Source organism: Streptomyces sp. NPDC059080, assembly GCF_042739975.1.
Lineage (GTDB): Bacteria > Actinomycetota > Actinomycetes > Streptomycetales > Streptomycetaceae > Streptomyces > Streptomyces benahoarensis.
In genome coordinates, this window is record NZ_JBHYGX010000006.1 from 115802 (window position 1) to 131638 (window position 15837).

Sequence of the window (15837 nt, forward strand, 5' to 3'; positions counted from 1 at the left end):
GGGTGCCTGTGCCTGTGCCTGTGCCTGTGCCTGGGTCCGTCGGTTTCCCCGTCCCCCTACGTCACCGGCTATGCCGTGGCGAGGTCCGGGAGCGCCGGGGTGGCGGGTGCCTCGTGGGCGGCGCGGCGATCGGCGGCGAGGGCGGTGGCCGCCGCGTCGCTCCGCGAGGTGGCGACGGTCAGCGCATGCCCGGCCAGGGTGTATGCCCGCTGGTGCAGGGCCCGCACCCGAGCCGGATCCCCACCGGTCGGCTCGGCCCGCAGCGGATACCGCCCACCACGCAGCCGCGCCACCTGCCCGGCGATCCGCTCGGCCGCCGCCGTCAGCGCTTCCCCGTCCGCCCCGGTCGTCAGCGCCCGCAGCTCATCGGTGACCGTCAGCAGTGCGGTCAGGTGCCCGGCGAGGCGGATATCCAGTTCCTCCGCCCGCGAACGGTGGGGAAACTCCCCGGCGGCGGCCATGGTGTGGACCGACTTGGAACGGATCGGTTCGTACATGGGATGGCCTCCTGAATGTGTCCAGGAAACTATCTTAGCTTAGACAGAGTCTAAAGTGGGGGTGGGTGTGAGGCCCTCGCGCGGCAACGGGAGCGCGTACCGCCAGTGGGGTCCCGCCTCCGCTCCGGCTCACCCGCCGCCGGACAGATCCTCCAGGCGCGAACGGAAGGCCGTGGCCCGGGGATCGGCGTACCCGGACAGGTGGGACAGGGCTTCGGACCGGTGGGCGCGGGCGGCGCACGGGTCCTCCTGGCGGACGGCGGCGGCCACGAGGTCGAGTTCCACGGCAAGCTGCCAGGAGTCCCCGAGGGCGCGGTGGACGGACAGGGCCTGCCGGTGGAAGTCCGCGGCTTCCGTGGAGCGGCCCATCGCGGCGTACGCCTGGCCGGTGCCGCGCCAGGCCAGGGCCTCGCGGCTGCGGTCGCCGAGCCGGCGGTGGAGCATGGCGGATCGTTGGTAGGACGCCAGAGCCTCGCCGTATTGCCCCTCGGCGCGCTGGACGTCGCCGAGGGTGAGGAGCCAGTACCCCTCCAGCGTGTGGTCACGGAGGGCGAGGGCGATGTCGAGTGCCTCGTCGATGGCCTGCCGGGCCGCGCCGACATCCTCCTGTTCCAGGCACAGCGCGGCCGTGAGGCGCAGGGCATTGCCCGCGCTGCTCCGGTTGCCCTGAGCGCGGTGGGCATGCAACGCCTCACCGACGGCTGCGGCGGCTTCCGGAAGGCGGCCCGCGCTGAGGCGGGCGCCAGCGACATTGGACAGTGCGACGGCGATCAGCCGGCGGTCCGCCACGGCCCGGAAGACGGAGAGTGCCCGGCCGAAATGGGCCTCGGCCAGGCCGAGTTCGCGCTGCCGGAGGTGGATCAGGCCGATGAGGTTGAGGGCTCGGGCCTCGTCGTGCCCACTCCCCAGCCCCCGCGCGAGATCGGCTGCTTCGCCCAGGGCTTCCAGACCCTCCGGGAAGTTGTTCAGCGCCCGGTACGCGATGCCCGTGTTGAGGAGGAGCTGCATCCGCGCCGCCGGGTCGTTGCGTTCCACCGCGGCTTCCCTGCCGATGCGCCCCAGCTCCAGCCAGTCGCGCTCCGACGAGGAGGGGGGCCGCGCGGACCACATGACGGCGGCCAACAGCCATGTGAGCTGTGTCAGCCCGTTGCGTGCGGCGCTGCGCACCACCGGAAGGAAGGACGGGTGTTCCTGCTCGGACCAGTCGACGGCCGCGTGGTAGTCGGCGAAGGTGAGCGGCCGTACGCCCGGCGGCGGCTCCGGCAGGGTCAGGTGCTCCGCGGACGGCGCGAGCCAGGTCTGCGCGGCGTCGGCCGTGTGCAGGTACCAGCTCATGAGCCGCCGTAGCGCCGCGTCCCGGTGTGCGGGAGATTCCTCGGTCTGCACCAGGTCGGTCGCGTAGGCGCGCAGCAGGTCGTGGAACTGGAAGCGGTCCGGGGCGGTCTGCTCCAGCAGGTGGGTCCCGACGAGGTCGTCGAGCAACTGGCGGGCCCGGTGGTGCGGGAGGTCGCCGAGCGCGGCTGCGGCGGCGAGGCCGAACTCCGCTCCGGGGTGCAGCCCGAGGAGCCGGAAGAGGCGCGCCGAGTGCGTGGACAGGGCGCGGTAGGACCAGGCGAAGACCGAGCGGACGGCCTCGGCTTCCTCGTCGATGCCGGTGCTGAGGGTGTCCCAGAGCGCGGACTCGTCCCGCAGATCGCTGATGAGATCGTCGAGCCGCAGATACGGGTGGCTGGCGGCCCGTTCGGCGGCGATCCGCAGGGCCAGGGGCAGACGGGCACAGTAGCGGGCCAGCTCCGCGAGTTTGTCCTCGTCGTACTCGGGCCGGTAGTCCTTCGTGACCGCGTGCAGCAGGGCGACGGCCTCCGGTTCCGGGAGCGTGCCGAGGGTGATCCGGCGGGCACCGTCGCGTACGGCCAGGCCGGCCAGGCGGTTGCGGCTGGTGACCACGACGAGGCTGTTTCCGCTGCCGGGCAGGAGCGGCCGGACCTGGCTGACCGTCGCGGCGTTGTCCAGCACGATCAGCACCCGTCGGTCGGCGAGCAGCGAGCGGTACAGGGCAGCCGCGTCATCGGTGTCCTGCGGCAGATCGCCCGCCGCCACGCCGAGGGCCCGCAGAAACCGTTGCAGGGCCTGGTCCGCTGTGACCGGCTGGCCGGGATCGTAGCCGCGAAGGTTGACGAAGAGCTGGCCGTCGGGGAAGCGGTCCTTGACCTGGTGGGCCCAGTGCAGCACCAGAGAGGTCTTGCCGGCACCTGCGGTACCGGCCACGACCTGCACGGAGATGACGACGTCGCTGCCGTCCCGGCCTGCCAGCACAGCGTTCAGCTGCCCCAGCTCCGCGGTGCGGTTCACGAAGGTGCGGATGTCGGACGGTAGTTGACGAGGACCGGGGCGGTGTGACGCGGCCGGGGGCGCCTGGTGGAAGTGCACACCTCCGGCGATGCTCCCGGCCTGAACGACGTCGTGGGTCGCTCCGGAGACGTCGTTCCGCGAGTCCCCGCAGTGCTCGTTGCCGTGGTCATCCGGCATATCGGTATCCGGCACGGCGATCGTGATATCCGGTCATGCCGCCGGCGGCGGAGCCAGCGGGGCCACCACACGGTCGAAATACGTCTGCATGCTCTCGGCCGCCGCGTACAGCTTCTCCACATACGCCGCCCATCCCTGTACGAGGTGGGGGTCGGTGAAGCGGATCGCTCCGTCGGGCTTCCCGCTTTCGGTGTAGAGAACCCGGAAAAGTACGCGGTCGCCGGGTAGTGTCAGCTCGGGAAGGAGCCCGTCGGTCTCGGCCGGGGCGATCGCGGCAGCGGGCAGTACGCGGACGGGGTGGCCGCACTGCGCACGCATATGCAACCAGTGCAATTCCCACTGCACATACGGTGTCAGCGGTTCCTCCACGACCCGGATGCGATGGAGGAGTGCGCCCCGCAATTCCTGCTCCCGGGCTGCCTGACGCGTGGCGTCACGCTCGGCTTCGAACAGGCGCAGGACTTCCGGCCAGTCCCCGTTGCGCAGGGCGTCGCGGCTTTCGTCGTTCGTCTCCTCGAAGTGCTGCAGCCGTTCGAGTTTCCAGGAATTACTGCCGCGGATTTCCTTCCGGTGCTCCCGGAATTCACGATGGTATTCAGGACGCGTGAGCCGCACACCCGATGCGCCGGGGAGCGGTGGAACGGGGATGCAGAGGTCAAGCATCGGGGATATCCGCCTTCGCTGCGCTGAGCATGTTTCCCGGGATGACGACCACGCGCTCGTCGGGGCCGAGGCGTACGCCTTCCGGCAGGCGCGAGCCGTACTGGTCGCTGAGATCGCGACCTATGACGGCCACATCGCCATTGCTCAGCTGCCAGATGTCCGGGCAGTCATCTTCGTCCTTGGAATTACCGAGTTCCGCTGCCGATTTCCCCAGTCGTTTGGTGAATAACGCTGACGGGTCGGCTTCCCAGGCGCGGGCCATGGTGACCTCCAGATTCCGATGGCGTGCACGGTCCTGCGGACGATACCGGACGCGAGGGGCGCGGGGAGCGGGCGATTCGGCCACCACCGGCCATGCGGGTGGTGGGCCATCCCCGCCCCGCGGCGCCTACTTCCCGTACCCCTCCAAAAACGCCCCGATCCGCGTCACCGCCTCCGTCAGATCATCCTTATTGGGCAGAGTGACAAGGCGGAAATGATCCGGCGTCGGGTGATTGAAGCCGGTGCCGTGGACGATCATGATTTTTTCGGCGCGGAGGAGGTCGAGGACGAGTTCGCGGTCGTCGGTGATCTTGTAGATCTTGGGGTCCAGGCGGGGGAAGGCGTAGAGGGCGCCCTTCGGCTTGACGCAGGTGACGCCGGGGATCTGGGTCAGCAGCTCGTAGGCGGTGTCGCGTTGTTCGAGGAGGCGGCCGCCGGGGAGGACCAGGTCGTTGATGGACTGGCGGCCGCCCAGGGCAGTGGCTACGGCGTGCTGGGCCGGCATGTTGGCGCACAGGCGCATGTTGGCGAGGATCGTCAGGCCCTCGATGTACGACGTGGCGTGGGCCTTCGGGCCACAGACCGCCATCCAGCCGCTGCGGTAGCCGGCGACGCGGTACGCCTTCGACAGGCCGTTGAAGGTGAGCGTCAGCAGGTCGGGGGCGAGGGCAGCGAACGGGGTGTGGGTGACGCCGTCGTAGAGGATCTTGTCGTAGATCTCGTCGGCGCAGACGATGAGGTGGTGGCGGCGGGCGATCTCGGCGATGCCCTTCAGGAGCGCGTCGTCGTAGACCGCGCCGGTGGGGTTGTTCGGGTTGATCACGACGATCGCCTTGGTGCGGTCGGTGATCTTGGATTCGATGTCGGCGAGGTCCGGCATCCAGTCGGCCTGCTCGTCGCAGCGGTAGTGGACCGCGGTGCCGCCGGAGAGGGAGACGGACGCCGTCCACAGCGGGTAGTCCGGTGCGGGGACGAGGACCTCGTCGCCGTCGTCGAGGAGCGCCTGCATGGACATCTGGATCAGCTCGGAGACGCCGTTGCCGAGGTAGATGTCGTCGACGGAGACCTCGACGCCCTTGGTCTGATAGTGCTGCATGACCGCGCGGCGGGCGGAGAGCAGGCCCTTGGCGTCGCCGTAGCCGTGGGCGGTGCCGACGGAGCGGAGGATGTCCTCCAGGATCTCCGGCGGGCACTCGAAGCCGAACGCCGCGGGGTTGCCGGTGTTGAGCTTGAGGATGCGGTGGCCTGCCGCTTCCAGCCGCATCGCCTCCTCCAGCACCGGGCCGCGGATTTCGTAGCAGACGTTGGCGAGCTTCGTTGACTGGATGACCTGCATGTCCGCCACCTTACGGGCGCTCAGGGGGCTCGGCGCGGTGTTTTTGCCCACGTTGGGCCGGTGGGGGAGCGGGCGGACGGATCGGCTGCGGGGCGCGGTGGAGCGGCGGTACGCTCCGGGCGTTCGTCGGCGGGCGGCGCCCGGCCAGGGGCGCGTTCGCCGGACCGGGGCGGGGACGCGGGGGTCGGATGGCAGGGCGGCACGGCGGCGGCAGCGGGGACAGCGGGGGCGCGGGGAGTACACCGTTCTCGTTGTTGAGCGATGAGCCCGTGACCGAGGCGGGCGGGGATCTGCTCGGGGCGCAGGCGGCGGCGCGGCGGTTGGCGGGGCTGCTGGTCGCCTCGCGCCCCGCGACGCCGTTCACCCTCGCGGTGGACGCCGGGTGGGGGATGGGCAAGAGCAGCCTGATGCGGCTTGTCGACGCGGAGCTGACGGCGCAGCCCGAGGTGCACACCGTCTGGTACAACGCCTGGACGTCGACCGGCGCGGACGCGCTGGAGGGGCTGATCAAGTCAGTCCTGATGCGGTTCGACCGGCGGGTGCTGCGGCGCGGGCTGGCGCGCGCCTCCGAGCAGCGGGCGCTGCTGCGGGTGGTGCGCGCCGTGACGACGGTCGCCGCGGGCCCGCTGGGCGTCGCCGGTCTGGTGGACGAGCTGTGGAAGAACCTGTCCGTCAATTCGCAGGCCAGGAACGAGATGCGGACGGCCATCGGCGAGCTGGTCGGGGAGTGGGCGCAGAGCGCCGGTGAGCTGCGGCGGATGCTGGTCGTGTTCATCGATGACCTGGACCGATGCTCGGAGGAGACGGTGCTCGCGGTCTGCGAGGCGGTGAAGGTCTATCTGGACGTGCCGGGGCTCGCCTTCGTCGTCGGCTGCGACCGCTCCGCGATGGGGCCGAACGGGCTGCTGCGCGATCTGTCGCCCGCCGGGTCGGCGTTCATGGAGAAAATTTTTCAGACGAGCTACCGGATTCCGGCGCCGGACGGCCGCGGCGTCGAGGAGTACATCCGCTGGTGCGCCCGGACCGCGGGCGTCGAGCCGCTGCTGGACGACACGCTGGTGGAACTGCTGGCACAGCGCAGCGCGCGCAACCCGCGGCGCATCAAACGCCTGGTCAACGGCTTGGTGCTGGAAGCGACGCTGAATCCGGTCTGGCGCGACTTCGGCCCGGACGCGGTGCTGCGCACGCTGCTGCTCCAGTACTTCTATCCGGACTTCTACCGGATGATGACCGGCCCGTCGGGGACGGTGGACGGCGATGTGGTCGCGGAGTTCCGGACGTACCGGGAGGTGCGGCGGACGCTGCTGGCGCCGCGCGGGTCGGTCGCCGAGGGGGAGGTGGCGCAGGCGGCGGATTTCGTCGGCCGCTATGACCTGGTGCTGCCGGAGGGACCTGACGCGCTCGGGCCGGAGACGCTGGCCCTGCTGGAGCGCCAACTGCCGAGGGAATTCCCGGAGTTGGTGCTCAATTCCGGTTTCGTCTCGCTGATCGACGAGCTGGTCGGTCTGGACGACGCGGCACGGCTGCTGCTGCGGTTGCGCGAGGGGCCGGCGCTCTCCGGGGACGGCCCCTCCCGGATGTCGGCCGCTTGGGAGCCGCTGCGGGAGGTCCTGGGCGGGATGCGCGACGGGCTCGACGCGGACGGGTCGCCGCTCGCCTGGGCGATGACGTCTCCGCCGGGCGGCAGCCTGCCGGGCGCTGCACCGGAGCGGGATGCCTCCCCGGAGCCGTCGGCGGGTCCGGAGCGGGACGACGGTTCCGTCAGGGCCGGTTTCCCCGGCGGGCCGGTCAGGGTGAGGGAATCCATCGTGGCGGGTTCCTTCGATCCCGCGTCGATCAGGCTGGGCGACGCCGCCTGGATGGACGTGAGCCACCTGCGCGCCCAGTACAGGCAGCCCCTGCCGGTGCGGCTCGATGTGCTCTGGGTGGACGACCAGCCCGACCGCAAGGGCGAGGTGATGGAGATGCTGCTGAACATGGGGGTGCGGGTGCGGCATGTGACGTCGACCCGGGAGGCGGTCGGCGCGCTGCGGGAGCGTATGCCCGATCTGCTGATCTCGGACATCAGCCGCGGCCGTGACCACAGCTCCGGGTTCGTGATGGTCGAGCGCTTCCGGAGCAGGCCGCTGTACGAGGGCCCGGTGATCTTCTACACGATCCGGCAGAGCCCCGAACGGGAGGACCGCGCCGCGTCGTTGGGTGCGCGCATCACCAACCAGGAGGAGGAGCTGCGGGCGATGGTGCGGGAGGTCGCGGAGGAGCTGGCCGAGGCGCCTGCCCCGGGGCTGCGGCCGTCGGAGCCCCTTCCGGAGCAGCGGTCGGACGGCGGGTCCGATGCGGATCTCGCCGTCCTGTGGCTGGACGACGCCCCCGAGACGTTGTCGTCGCTGGTCGCGCGGGTGCGGCGGCCGGGCGTGGACGTGCGGGTCGTGGCCACCGAGGCGGAGGTGCTGACCCGGGTCGCCGACCGCCGGGTGGACCTGGTCCTCTCCGGCTGCTCCCTGGGCGGCGATCCGGACGGCGGCTTCGCCCTCGTCCGGCGCCTGCGGGACGAGGGGCTGTACGACGGCCCGGTCGGCTTCCTGACCGGACGGGTCACCCCGGAGAGCGCGCGCCGGGCCGACGAGGTCGGGTCGCTCGGCGTGACCGGCGATCTGTGGGTGCTGCTCGACTGGGTCGAGGAGGCGCTGGCGGTACGGCGGCGGCGAGCCGGGGGTGACTGTCACGCAGAGTGAGGCAGGCGGCCCCGCGCATCGAGGCGTACGGGGCGCGCGTTTCAGCGGCGCCCGCCCCCTCCTGACGACCATCTGTTGAGCCGCCGGACCTCCTCGGCCAACTCTTCCCGCCGGGTCTCCTCGGGCCCGGAAGGCGGCTCCTTCGGGGCACGTTCCCCGTCCCGCCGCTCCGTCATCGCGCCGTACCCGTACCGGAAACGGCCTGGTGGAGGGCGGCGGAAAGGCGGCGGACGGTGGCGGTGTTGCAGTTGCCGAGGGCGATCAGCGGGGCGGTGCAACTCCCCGCGTACGACGGCAGGTCGATGCCGAGAGAGGGGAGCGTGATGCCGTGCGCGGCGAGCGCGGCGCGCAGTTCCTCGACGCAGTCGTCGATGTCGTCGTGGTGCGGGTAGTGGTAGGCGTGCGGCATGGTGTCGGCTTCCTGTGCGTTCGGTGACGATCCGCTCACAGCGTGACGCGGACCGGCGTACCGTGGAAGGCCCTTCCCTTTCGGTACGAAGACCGTGGAGCGGTGAAAAATGCCTGCACGCAAGGATGTTGACGGTTCGGAAAGTGTCCCCGCCTTCTACGGTTCCGAGCTGCGCTGGAAGCGGGAGGAGGCGGGCCTGACCCTCAAGGACGTGGTCAAGGACTGCTACTACTCCGTGAGCTATCTGAGCGAGATCGAGCGGGGGCAGCGGCGGATGCCGATGGACTTGGCCGCCCATGTGGACCGCGTGCTCGGCACGGATGGCTTCTTCAAGCGGCGGTGCGAGGACGTGCGGAAGGCGGCCCGCAATGGCCATGCCAGCTATTTCACTCGCGTACTGGAGGCGGAGACCCACGCGAAGACCATCGAGGAGTGGTGTCCCAGCGTCTTCCCCGGGCTGCTGCAAACCGCCGCGTACGCACGGGCGGTTGTGCGGGCGACGCATCCGCTGGCGCCCGCCGAGGAGGTGGAGGAGAAGACCAACGGGCGGATGGCGCGAGCCCGTCTCTTCGAGGACGACCACAAGACGCCGATGTACTGGGTGGTCCTGCACGAGTCGTTGCTGCGTGAGCCCATCCTGCCTCCGGCGGAGATGGCCGAGCAGCTTGAGCACATCGCCGCGCTTGCGCGTCGGCACCGGATCGCTCCACAGATCCTTCCGCGCAACCGGGGGCCGCACCCTTTCATGCTCGGCACGGCCAAGCTCATGACGTTCCCCGACGCCCCGCCGCTCGTCTACACGGAGTCGCTGCACAGTGGTGTGACCATTGACGATCCGGCGCTCGTGGAGGAGTACCGCAGGTCGTACGATCTGCTCAGGGCCGCCGCACTGCCACTGGAGGCGTCCCTGGAGATGATCGAGGCGACGGCGGAGGACTACCGAAATGGCAAGCGCGCGGATTGACTTGAGCACCGCCGAGTGGCGCACCAGCAGTTACAGCAACGGCTCCGGCGGCGACTGCGTCGAAATCGGCGAAGGCTTCCTCGGCGCAGCCCGCTGGCGCACCAGCACCTACACCAATGGTGATGGCGGGGACTGCATCGAGGTCGCCGACGACCTCCCCGGCATCGTCCCCGTTCGCGACACCAAGGACCGGACCCGTGCCACGTTGGTCTTCGGGTCCGGTGCCTGGGGCAGCTTCGTTTCGGCGGTCAAGGGCGGGGCGTTGCGCGCCTGACCGAGCGGCCCGCCAGGACCTCCGTCCGGTGGCCGTTCTCGATGACGAACTGGCCGTCGATGAGGACGTGCGGGATGCCGGTGGGCAGGGTGCGCGGGGCGTCGAAGGTGGAGCCCGCGGCGACCGTTTCCGGGTCGAAGAGGACGAGGTCGGCGCGGTAGCCCTCGCGGATCAGGCCCCGGTCGGGCAGGCGCAGGCGGGCGGCGGGCCGGGACGTGAGGTGGGCGACGCACTCCTCCAGGGAGAGGACGCCCAGCTCGCGGACGTAGCGGCCCAGGTAGTGGGGGAACGTTCCGTAGGCGCGGGGGTGCGGTTTGGCGCCCTGGAGGATGCCGTCGGAGCCGCCGGTGTGGACGCGGTGGCGCATGATGCGGCGGACGTTCTCCTCGTGGCCGACGTGCTGGAGGATCGTCGGGCCGAGGCGGTCCGCGACGAGCAGGCGACGGGCGACGGTCCACGGTTCCTCGCCGCGCGCGGCGGCGCTGTCCGCGACGGTCCGGCCGACGTAGGCGGCGAGCGCCGGATCCGTCGTCCCGGAGATCTCGATGGTGCCCCACTCGATCGGCACGCCGTGGCAGCCGTCGGCGCCCTCGACCTCCATGGTGTGACGGATACGGGCGGCGCTCTCCTCGTCCCGGAGGCGGGCGAGGATCGCGTCCGGCCCGCCCTCGCTCGCCCAGCTCGGCAGCATCGCGACGAGCGTCGTGCAGCCGGGGGTGTACGGGTACGTGTCGAGGGAGATGTCGGCGCCGCCGTCGAGTGCCGCGTCCAGGAGGGCCAGCAGCTCGGGGGCGCGGTCCTTGTTGACGCCGAAGTTCATGGTGGTGTGGGCGAGGTGGAGGGCGCAGCCCGCCTCGCGGGTGAGGGCGATCATTTCCTCGTACGCCTGGAGGGCCCCGGCGCCGTAGGAGCGGTGGTGCGGGCAGTAGTAGCCGTCGTATTCCGCCACGACGCGGCACAGTTCGGTCAGTTCGGCATCGGACGCGTACATGCCGGGGGTGTAGGTGAGGCCGGAGGAGAGGCCGACGGCGCCCTGTTGCAGGCCCTCGGCGACGAGTTGCTTCATGCGGGTCAGCTCGTCGGGGGTGGCGGGGCGGTCGTCCCCGCCCATGGCGAGCATCCGGACGGTGCCCTGCGGGATGAGGTAGGCGGCGTTGAGGGCGATGCCGGCGCCGTCGAAGCCATGGTCGAGGCGGTCGAGGTAGCCGCCGACGGAGCGCCAGGAGAAGTCGATGGCATCGTCTCCGGGGCCACCGCCGTTCCAGCCGGTGATCTGGGCGCGGACCTCCGCGAGGGTGCGGTCGTCGACGGGCGCGTACGACAGGCCGTCCTGGCCGAGGACTTCGAGGGTGACGCCCTGGGCCGCCTTCGCCTCGTGCGCCGGGTCGCGGAGCAGCGCGAGATCGCTGTGGGCATGCATGTCGATGAAGCCGGGGGCGAGGGCGAGGCCGTCGGCGGAGACCGTGTGGCGGGCGGACGGGCGCGGGCCGCCGTCGCCCTCGCAGTGCAGGACGGCGATCCGGCCGCCGTCCAGGGCGACATCGGCGCGGTAAGACAGGCCGCCCGATCCGTCGATGACGCGTACGTCGCGGAACACGGTGTCCATGAGGGCTGCCTTTCGGTACTGCTGCCTTTCGGTACTTCTCGGTACTTCGGCCTTGCGGTCGAGCGTGCGGCCGGTGTCCCGGGTGGTGCGCCGGTCGGGTGGGGGCCGGGAGGAGAGAGGGGCCGGGCGGGGAGCGCTTCGTTCAGGAAGCCTCCCTGAACGAAGCGCTCACGCCCGGCCCCGCCGCCTCCTAGAAGAACGTCCGGATGAAGTCCACGACCGTGCCGTCCGCCTCGACCAGCGGGATCAGCTGCCACTTGTCGAAGGAGGTACAGGGGTGGGAGAGGCCCATGCCGACCCAGTCGCCGACCTCCAGGGCGTCGGCGGACTCGGTGGCCAGCCAGGCGTGCTGGTCGGACAGGCCGGTGACGGTGACGCCGGTGGCGGGGCGCTCGGCGCCGTCGCGGGCGGAGCGGACCACCTGGGCCTGCGGAAGGTGGAGGTCGTAGGCGGCGTCGCGCTTCCCGGCGTTGGCGAACGCCTGGTGCGGGGTGGGGCGGGAGATGACCTGCGCCCAGAGGCGGAACGCGGGCTGGAGGGCGCCCTCTTCGGGGACGCGGTTGAACGGGGTGAGGTGGCGGTAGTGGCCGTCGTCGTGCGAGACGTACGCGCCCGAGCGCAGCAGCTTCAGGACCGGGGCGGACAGCTCGGGGATCTCCTCGAAGACCTCGGCGACCGCGTCGAACCAGGCGCTGCCGCCCGCGCTGACGATGATCTCGTCCACCCCGGCGAAGCGGCCCTCGGCGTCGAACGCGCCGGTGAGCGCCACCAGGCGGCGCAGCCAGGAGGTGACCTTGGCGTGGTCGGCGTCGGGGACCTCGCCCTCGTAACCGGCGAAGCCGACCAGGCGCAGGGTGGCGGTCGCGGCGACGGCGGCGGCCACCTCGCGGCAGTCGGCGTCGGTGCGGGCGCCGGTGCGGGCGCCCTCGCCCGCACCCAGTTCGATGACGACGTCGAGGGGGCGGCGGGCCCCGGCCTCGCGCAGGGCGGCGTCCATCAGCTCGACGCCGCGCACGGAGTCGACGTAGCAGACGAAGCGGAACTCCGGGTCGGCGTCCAGTTCGGCGGCGAGCCAGCGGAGGGCGGCGGGGTCGACGAGTTCGTTGGCCAGGAAGATCCGCGCGATGCCGTGGGCGCGGTAGACGCGGGCCTGGTGGGGGACGGCGGCGGTGATGCCCCAGGCGCCGTGTTCCAGCTGGCGGACGAAGAGCTGCGGGGCCATGCAGGTCTTGCCGTGCGGGGCGAAGGCCAGGCCGTGGCGGAGCGCGTACGTCTCCATCAGCGCGAGGTTGTGGGTGACGGACTCGGCCGAGAGGGCGAGGACGGGGGTGGTGAAGCCGCCGTCGAAGAGGTTGCGACGTTCGGCGGCCAGTTCACCGACGGTGCGGCCCTCGGCGTCCGGGGGGAGCGCCTTGAAGCGGTGGTCGACGCGTTCGTCCGCCAAGGCCCGGGTTGCCGCCGACGCGAGGGCCGGGGTGTGCGGGTCCGTGGCGGGCCGGTCGTCGGTGAGCCGGTCGTCGGCCATGGGGGCCTCCTCAGGGAAGGACGCCGGGGCGCGGGCTGCGCCGCGGCGTGCTGGGTCGGTGCAGGGCGAAGTATGCGCGGTGCGGCCGGGTGGCCGGGGGGCCGGGTGGGGGCCGGGCCGTGGCGGGGCACCCCCAAGGGTGTGTGCGTTGCATTAGCTGCAACATCCATTGCGTATATCGCTTAATGCTGTCTAACATCCGAGCCATCACCGGCACCGGCGCGGCCGGGTCCCCGACCGCGGCCACGGCTTCCCCGCACGGCACAGCCACGGCTTCCCCGCATGGCACAGCTAAGGAACACCACCCTCGTGACCAGGCTCTCGCACGCCGGCGGCACCGCAGGCCAGGACGGTGCCGCCGCCGAGCGCGGCGCCGGGCTCCCGGCGGGCGGCACCGACGTCGTCTGCCTCGGCGAGTCCATGGTCACCTTCCTGCCGTCCCGCCCCGGGCGCCTCGCCGATGTGCCGTCCTTCGACCGCGCCATCGGTGGCGCCGAGTCCAACGTCGCCTGCGTCCTGGCCGCCGCCGGACACCGCGTCCGCTGGGTCTCCCGGGTCGGCGCCGACGGCTTCGGCGACCACCTCGTCGCCGCCATCGCCGCGCACGGCGTCGACACCGGCCACGTCGCCCGCGACCCGCACCGCCCGACCGGCGTCTACTTCCGTACGGCGGGGGAGCGGGCCACGGGGGCCGACGGCGAGGCGCCCGGCACCGCCGAGGTCGTCTACTACCGCGCCGGTTCCGCCGCCTCTGCCATGACCCCCGGCTCCCCGGGGCCCGCCGCCCTCGCCGGGGCCCGGGTGCTGCACCTCACCGGCATCACCGCGGCCCTCTCCGACAGCTGCCTCGACGTGCTGCGTACCCTCACACGCCGCACCCCGGGCCGCCCCCTCGTCTCCTTCGACGTCAACTACCGCGTCGGGCTGTGGCAGGGCCGCCCGCAGGGCCCGGAAACCCTCCTCGACCTGGCCCGCGGCGCCGATGTGGTCTTTGTCGGGGAGGACGAGGCCGCGGCCGCCTGGGATCTGCACGGACCCGAGGCGATCCGCGCGGCGCTACCCGAACCGGGCGTTCTCGTCGTCAAGCAGGGGGCGGAGGGGGTCACGGTGCTCCACCGGGAGGACGGGGACGGCAGGGACGGTGGGGAGGCCGGGGACGCCGCCGGCGCCGGGGCGACCGCGCCCGCCGCGCACCCTGGCGCCGCCGCGCCCGCCGCCCTCGCGGACACGCCCGCCGCGCACCCCGGTGGCGCCACGCCCGCCTCCGACAGGCCCGTCTCCTACACGCCCGCCTCCGCCACGCCCGCCCCCGACACCCTCACCTACGCCCCCGCCCTCACCGTCGACGTCATCGCCTCCGTCGGTGCGGGTGACGCCTTCGCCGCCGGTTTTCTGTCAGGGACCCTGCGCGGGCTGCCGGTCTTCGACCGGATCCGGCACGGGCACCTGACGGCCGCCGCCGCGCTCACCGTCCCCGGCGACCTCGCCGTACCCCCGCCACGCGCCCTCGCCGACCGCCTCGTCGCCCTTCCCGCCGACGACTGGGGGAGACTGCGACTCGGCCCCGGCTGGACGACGGGGATGCACGACGCACGGGTGGAGGCCCCCCAGACATGAGCCAGACAGTAGACCGCGCACTGAGCATCCTTCCGCTGCTGGCCGAGGGCCCGGCCAACCTCGAACAGGTCGCGGTCCGCCTCGGCGTCCACAAGTCGACCGCGCTGCGGCTGCTGCGCACCCTGCACGAGCACGGCATCGTCTACCGCCAGCCCGACCAGCGCTACCGCCTCGGCGCCCGCCTCTTCGCCCTCGCCCAGCAGGCCGTCGAGAACCTGGACGTCCGCGATATCGCCCACCCCCACCTCGTCGCCCTCAACGAGAGTTGCGGACACACCGTCCACCTCGCCGTCTACGAGGAGAACGAGGTCCTCTACATCGACAAGGTCGAGAGCCGCTACCCGGTGCGGATGTACTCGCGGATCGGCAAGCCCGTCGCGATCACCGTCGCCGCCGTCGCCAAACTGCTCCTCTCCGACCTGTCCGAACCCGAGCGCCGCGCCGTCGCGGAGAAGCTCGACTACCCCCTCTACACGTCCCGTTCGACGCCGAACGCCGCGGCTTTCCTGGCCGAACTGGCCAAGGTCCGCGAACAGGGCTGGGCCACCGACCTCGGCGGCCACGAGGAGTCCATCAACTGCATCGGCGCCCCGATCCGCGGCGCCGACGGCCGGGTGGTCGCCGCGATGTCGGTCTCCGCACCGAACGTCGTCGTCACCGCCGACGAACTCCTCACCCTCCTCCCGCTGCTGCGCCGCACCGCCGACGCCATCAGCCGGGAGTACTCCGGAACAGCAGTCCCCCGGCCCTCCGCCGGACCCGCACAGGAAGCCTGAACACCATGACCGAGAAGACCGCGCTCACCCCGGCCACCCACACCACCCCGCCGGCGAAGTTCTCCCACGGCGTCAAGAAGGGCAACCTCCTCCAGGTCGCCGGCCAGGTCGGCTTCCTCCCCGCCGAGGAGGGGAAGGCCCCCACCCCGGCCGGCCCCACCCTGCGCGAGCAGACCCTCCAGACCTTCGCCAATGTCAAGGCGATCCTCGAAGAGGGCGGCGCGAGCTGGGACGACGTCATGATGATGCGCGTCTACCTCACCGACGTGGACCACTTCGCCGAGATGAACGAGATCTACAACGCCTACTTCGAGGAGCAGGGCCTCCAGGCGCCGCCCGCCGCCCGTACGACCGTCTACGTCGGTCTGCCCAAGGGCCTGCTCATCGAGATCGACGCCCTCGCCGTCCTGAGCTGAACCGACGGCATCGTCACGACCGCCGGGATTGTCCTGCCGCTCGTCCAGAACCAGGGCCTGTCCCAGCCGCACCTGGCGCTGATCATCATGGCGATCTCCGCCGGTTCGATCTTCGGCTCGCACGTCAACGACGGCGGCTTCTGGACGGTCGCGAAGTACTTCGGCATCTCCGAACGCGACACGCCGTCGTCCTGTCCGTACCCCTTCCCCTCCCCTGGACGGAACGGGA

14 protein-coding genes and 1 pseudogene are annotated in these 15837 nt (G+C 71.7%); 7 read left to right on the top strand and 8 right to left on the bottom strand.

What is annotated here, in order from left to right; translation table 11 throughout:
- Positions 1 to 68 precede the first annotated feature (68 nt).
- The 5 genes from ACFWWQ_RS06820 to ACFWWQ_RS06840 all read right to left on the bottom strand — a co-directional run bounded on the left by ACFWWQ_RS06820 (position 69) and on the right by ACFWWQ_RS06840 (position 5286).
- Positions 69 to 497, bottom strand: a complete 429-nt coding sequence (locus ACFWWQ_RS06820; RefSeq protein WP_384591263.1) for a hypothetical protein — start codon at positions 495 to 497, stop codon at positions 69 to 71.
- Positions 498 to 626: 129 nt separating this feature from the next.
- Positions 627 to 3041 (bottom strand): ATP-binding protein, encoded by a 2415-nt coding sequence (locus ACFWWQ_RS06825; RefSeq protein WP_384591266.1) that lies wholly within the window; start codon positions 3039 to 3041, stop codon positions 627 to 629.
- An 18-nt stretch (positions 3042 to 3059) separates the two neighbouring features.
- Positions 3060 to 3689 (bottom strand): DUF6879 family protein, encoded by a 630-nt coding sequence (locus ACFWWQ_RS06830; RefSeq protein ID WP_384591269.1) that lies wholly within the window; start codon positions 3687 to 3689, stop codon positions 3060 to 3062.
- Positions 3682 to 3951 carry a hypothetical protein gene (locus tag ACFWWQ_RS06835; RefSeq protein ID WP_384591272.1) on the bottom strand — a complete coding sequence of 90 codons (270 nt, stop codon included), beginning with the start codon at positions 3949 to 3951 and terminating at the stop codon, positions 3682 to 3684. The genes ACFWWQ_RS06830 and ACFWWQ_RS06835 overlap by 8 nt, the downstream gene beginning before the upstream one ends.
- 126 nt (positions 3952 to 4077) lie before the next feature.
- Positions 4078 to 5286, bottom strand: coding sequence for a pyridoxal phosphate-dependent aminotransferase (locus ACFWWQ_RS06840; RefSeq protein ID WP_384591275.1), 1209 nt, complete (start codon positions 5284 to 5286; stop codon positions 4078 to 4080).
- A gap of 254 nt (positions 5287 to 5540) precedes the next feature.
- Between ACFWWQ_RS06840 and ACFWWQ_RS06845 the strand changes: the two genes are divergently transcribed.
- Positions 5541 to 8021 carry a P-loop NTPase fold protein gene (locus ACFWWQ_RS06845; RefSeq protein ID WP_384591279.1) on the top strand — a complete coding sequence of 827 codons (2481 nt, stop codon included), beginning with the start codon at positions 5541 to 5543 and terminating at the stop codon, positions 8019 to 8021.
- A 172-nt stretch (positions 8022 to 8193) separates the two neighbouring features.
- Here the strand turns inward: ACFWWQ_RS06845 and ACFWWQ_RS06850 are convergent, their stop codons facing one another.
- The gene (locus ACFWWQ_RS06850) at positions 8194 to 8430 is read right to left on the bottom strand and encodes a hypothetical protein (RefSeq protein WP_384591281.1); all 237 of its coding nucleotides are present in this window, start codon (positions 8428 to 8430) and stop codon (positions 8194 to 8196) included.
- A gap of 109 nt (positions 8431 to 8539) precedes the next feature.
- Between ACFWWQ_RS06850 and ACFWWQ_RS06855 the strand changes: the two genes are divergently transcribed.
- Together ACFWWQ_RS06855 and ACFWWQ_RS06860 are read left to right on the top strand one after the other, a co-directional pair.
- Positions 8540 to 9394 (top strand): helix-turn-helix transcriptional regulator, encoded by an 855-nt coding sequence (locus ACFWWQ_RS06855; RefSeq protein WP_384591285.1) that lies wholly within the window; start codon positions 8540 to 8542, stop codon positions 9392 to 9394.
- Between the two features lies 1 nt (position 9395).
- Positions 9396 to 9668: a DUF397 domain-containing protein gene (locus ACFWWQ_RS06860; RefSeq protein ID WP_384591288.1), complete on the top strand. Its 273-nt coding sequence runs from the start codon at positions 9396 to 9398 to the stop codon at positions 9666 to 9668.
- Here ACFWWQ_RS06860 and ACFWWQ_RS06865 read toward each other — a convergent pair.
- Both ACFWWQ_RS06865 and ACFWWQ_RS06870 read right to left on the bottom strand, forming a co-directional pair.
- Positions 9643 to 11274, bottom strand: a complete 1632-nt coding sequence (locus ACFWWQ_RS06865; RefSeq protein ID WP_384591291.1) for an amidohydrolase family protein — start codon at positions 11272 to 11274, stop codon at positions 9643 to 9645. The genes ACFWWQ_RS06860 and ACFWWQ_RS06865 overlap by 26 nt on opposite strands.
- A 190-nt stretch (positions 11275 to 11464) precedes the next feature.
- On the bottom strand, positions 11465 to 12799 hold the full coding sequence (locus tag ACFWWQ_RS06870) for an alanine racemase (protein WP_384591293.1): 1335 nt from the start codon (positions 12797 to 12799) through the stop codon (positions 11465 to 11467).
- Positions 12800 to 13219: 420 nt separating this feature from the next.
- On the opposite strand from ACFWWQ_RS06870, the gene ACFWWQ_RS06875 reads away from it, so the two are divergent.
- From ACFWWQ_RS06875 to ACFWWQ_RS06890, 4 genes and pseudogenes are all read left to right on the top strand, one after another.
- On the top strand, positions 13220 to 14416 hold the full coding sequence (locus ACFWWQ_RS06875) for a sugar kinase (RefSeq protein WP_384591645.1): 1197 nt from the start codon (positions 13220 to 13222) through the stop codon (positions 14414 to 14416).
- Positions 14413 to 15192, top strand: coding sequence for an IclR family transcriptional regulator (locus ACFWWQ_RS06880; RefSeq protein WP_384591296.1), 780 nt, complete (start codon positions 14413 to 14415; stop codon positions 15190 to 15192). Before ACFWWQ_RS06875 ends, ACFWWQ_RS06880 begins: the two co-directional genes overlap by 4 nt.
- A gap of 5 nt (positions 15193 to 15197) precedes the next feature.
- Positions 15198 to 15608, top strand: a complete 411-nt coding sequence (locus ACFWWQ_RS06885; protein ID WP_384591299.1) for a RidA family protein — start codon at positions 15198 to 15200, stop codon at positions 15606 to 15608.
- Positions 15609 to 15800 (top strand): annotated as a pseudogene (locus ACFWWQ_RS06890) (GntP family permease); the annotation flags it as partial.
- Between the last annotated feature and the right edge of the window lie 37 nt (positions 15801 to 15837).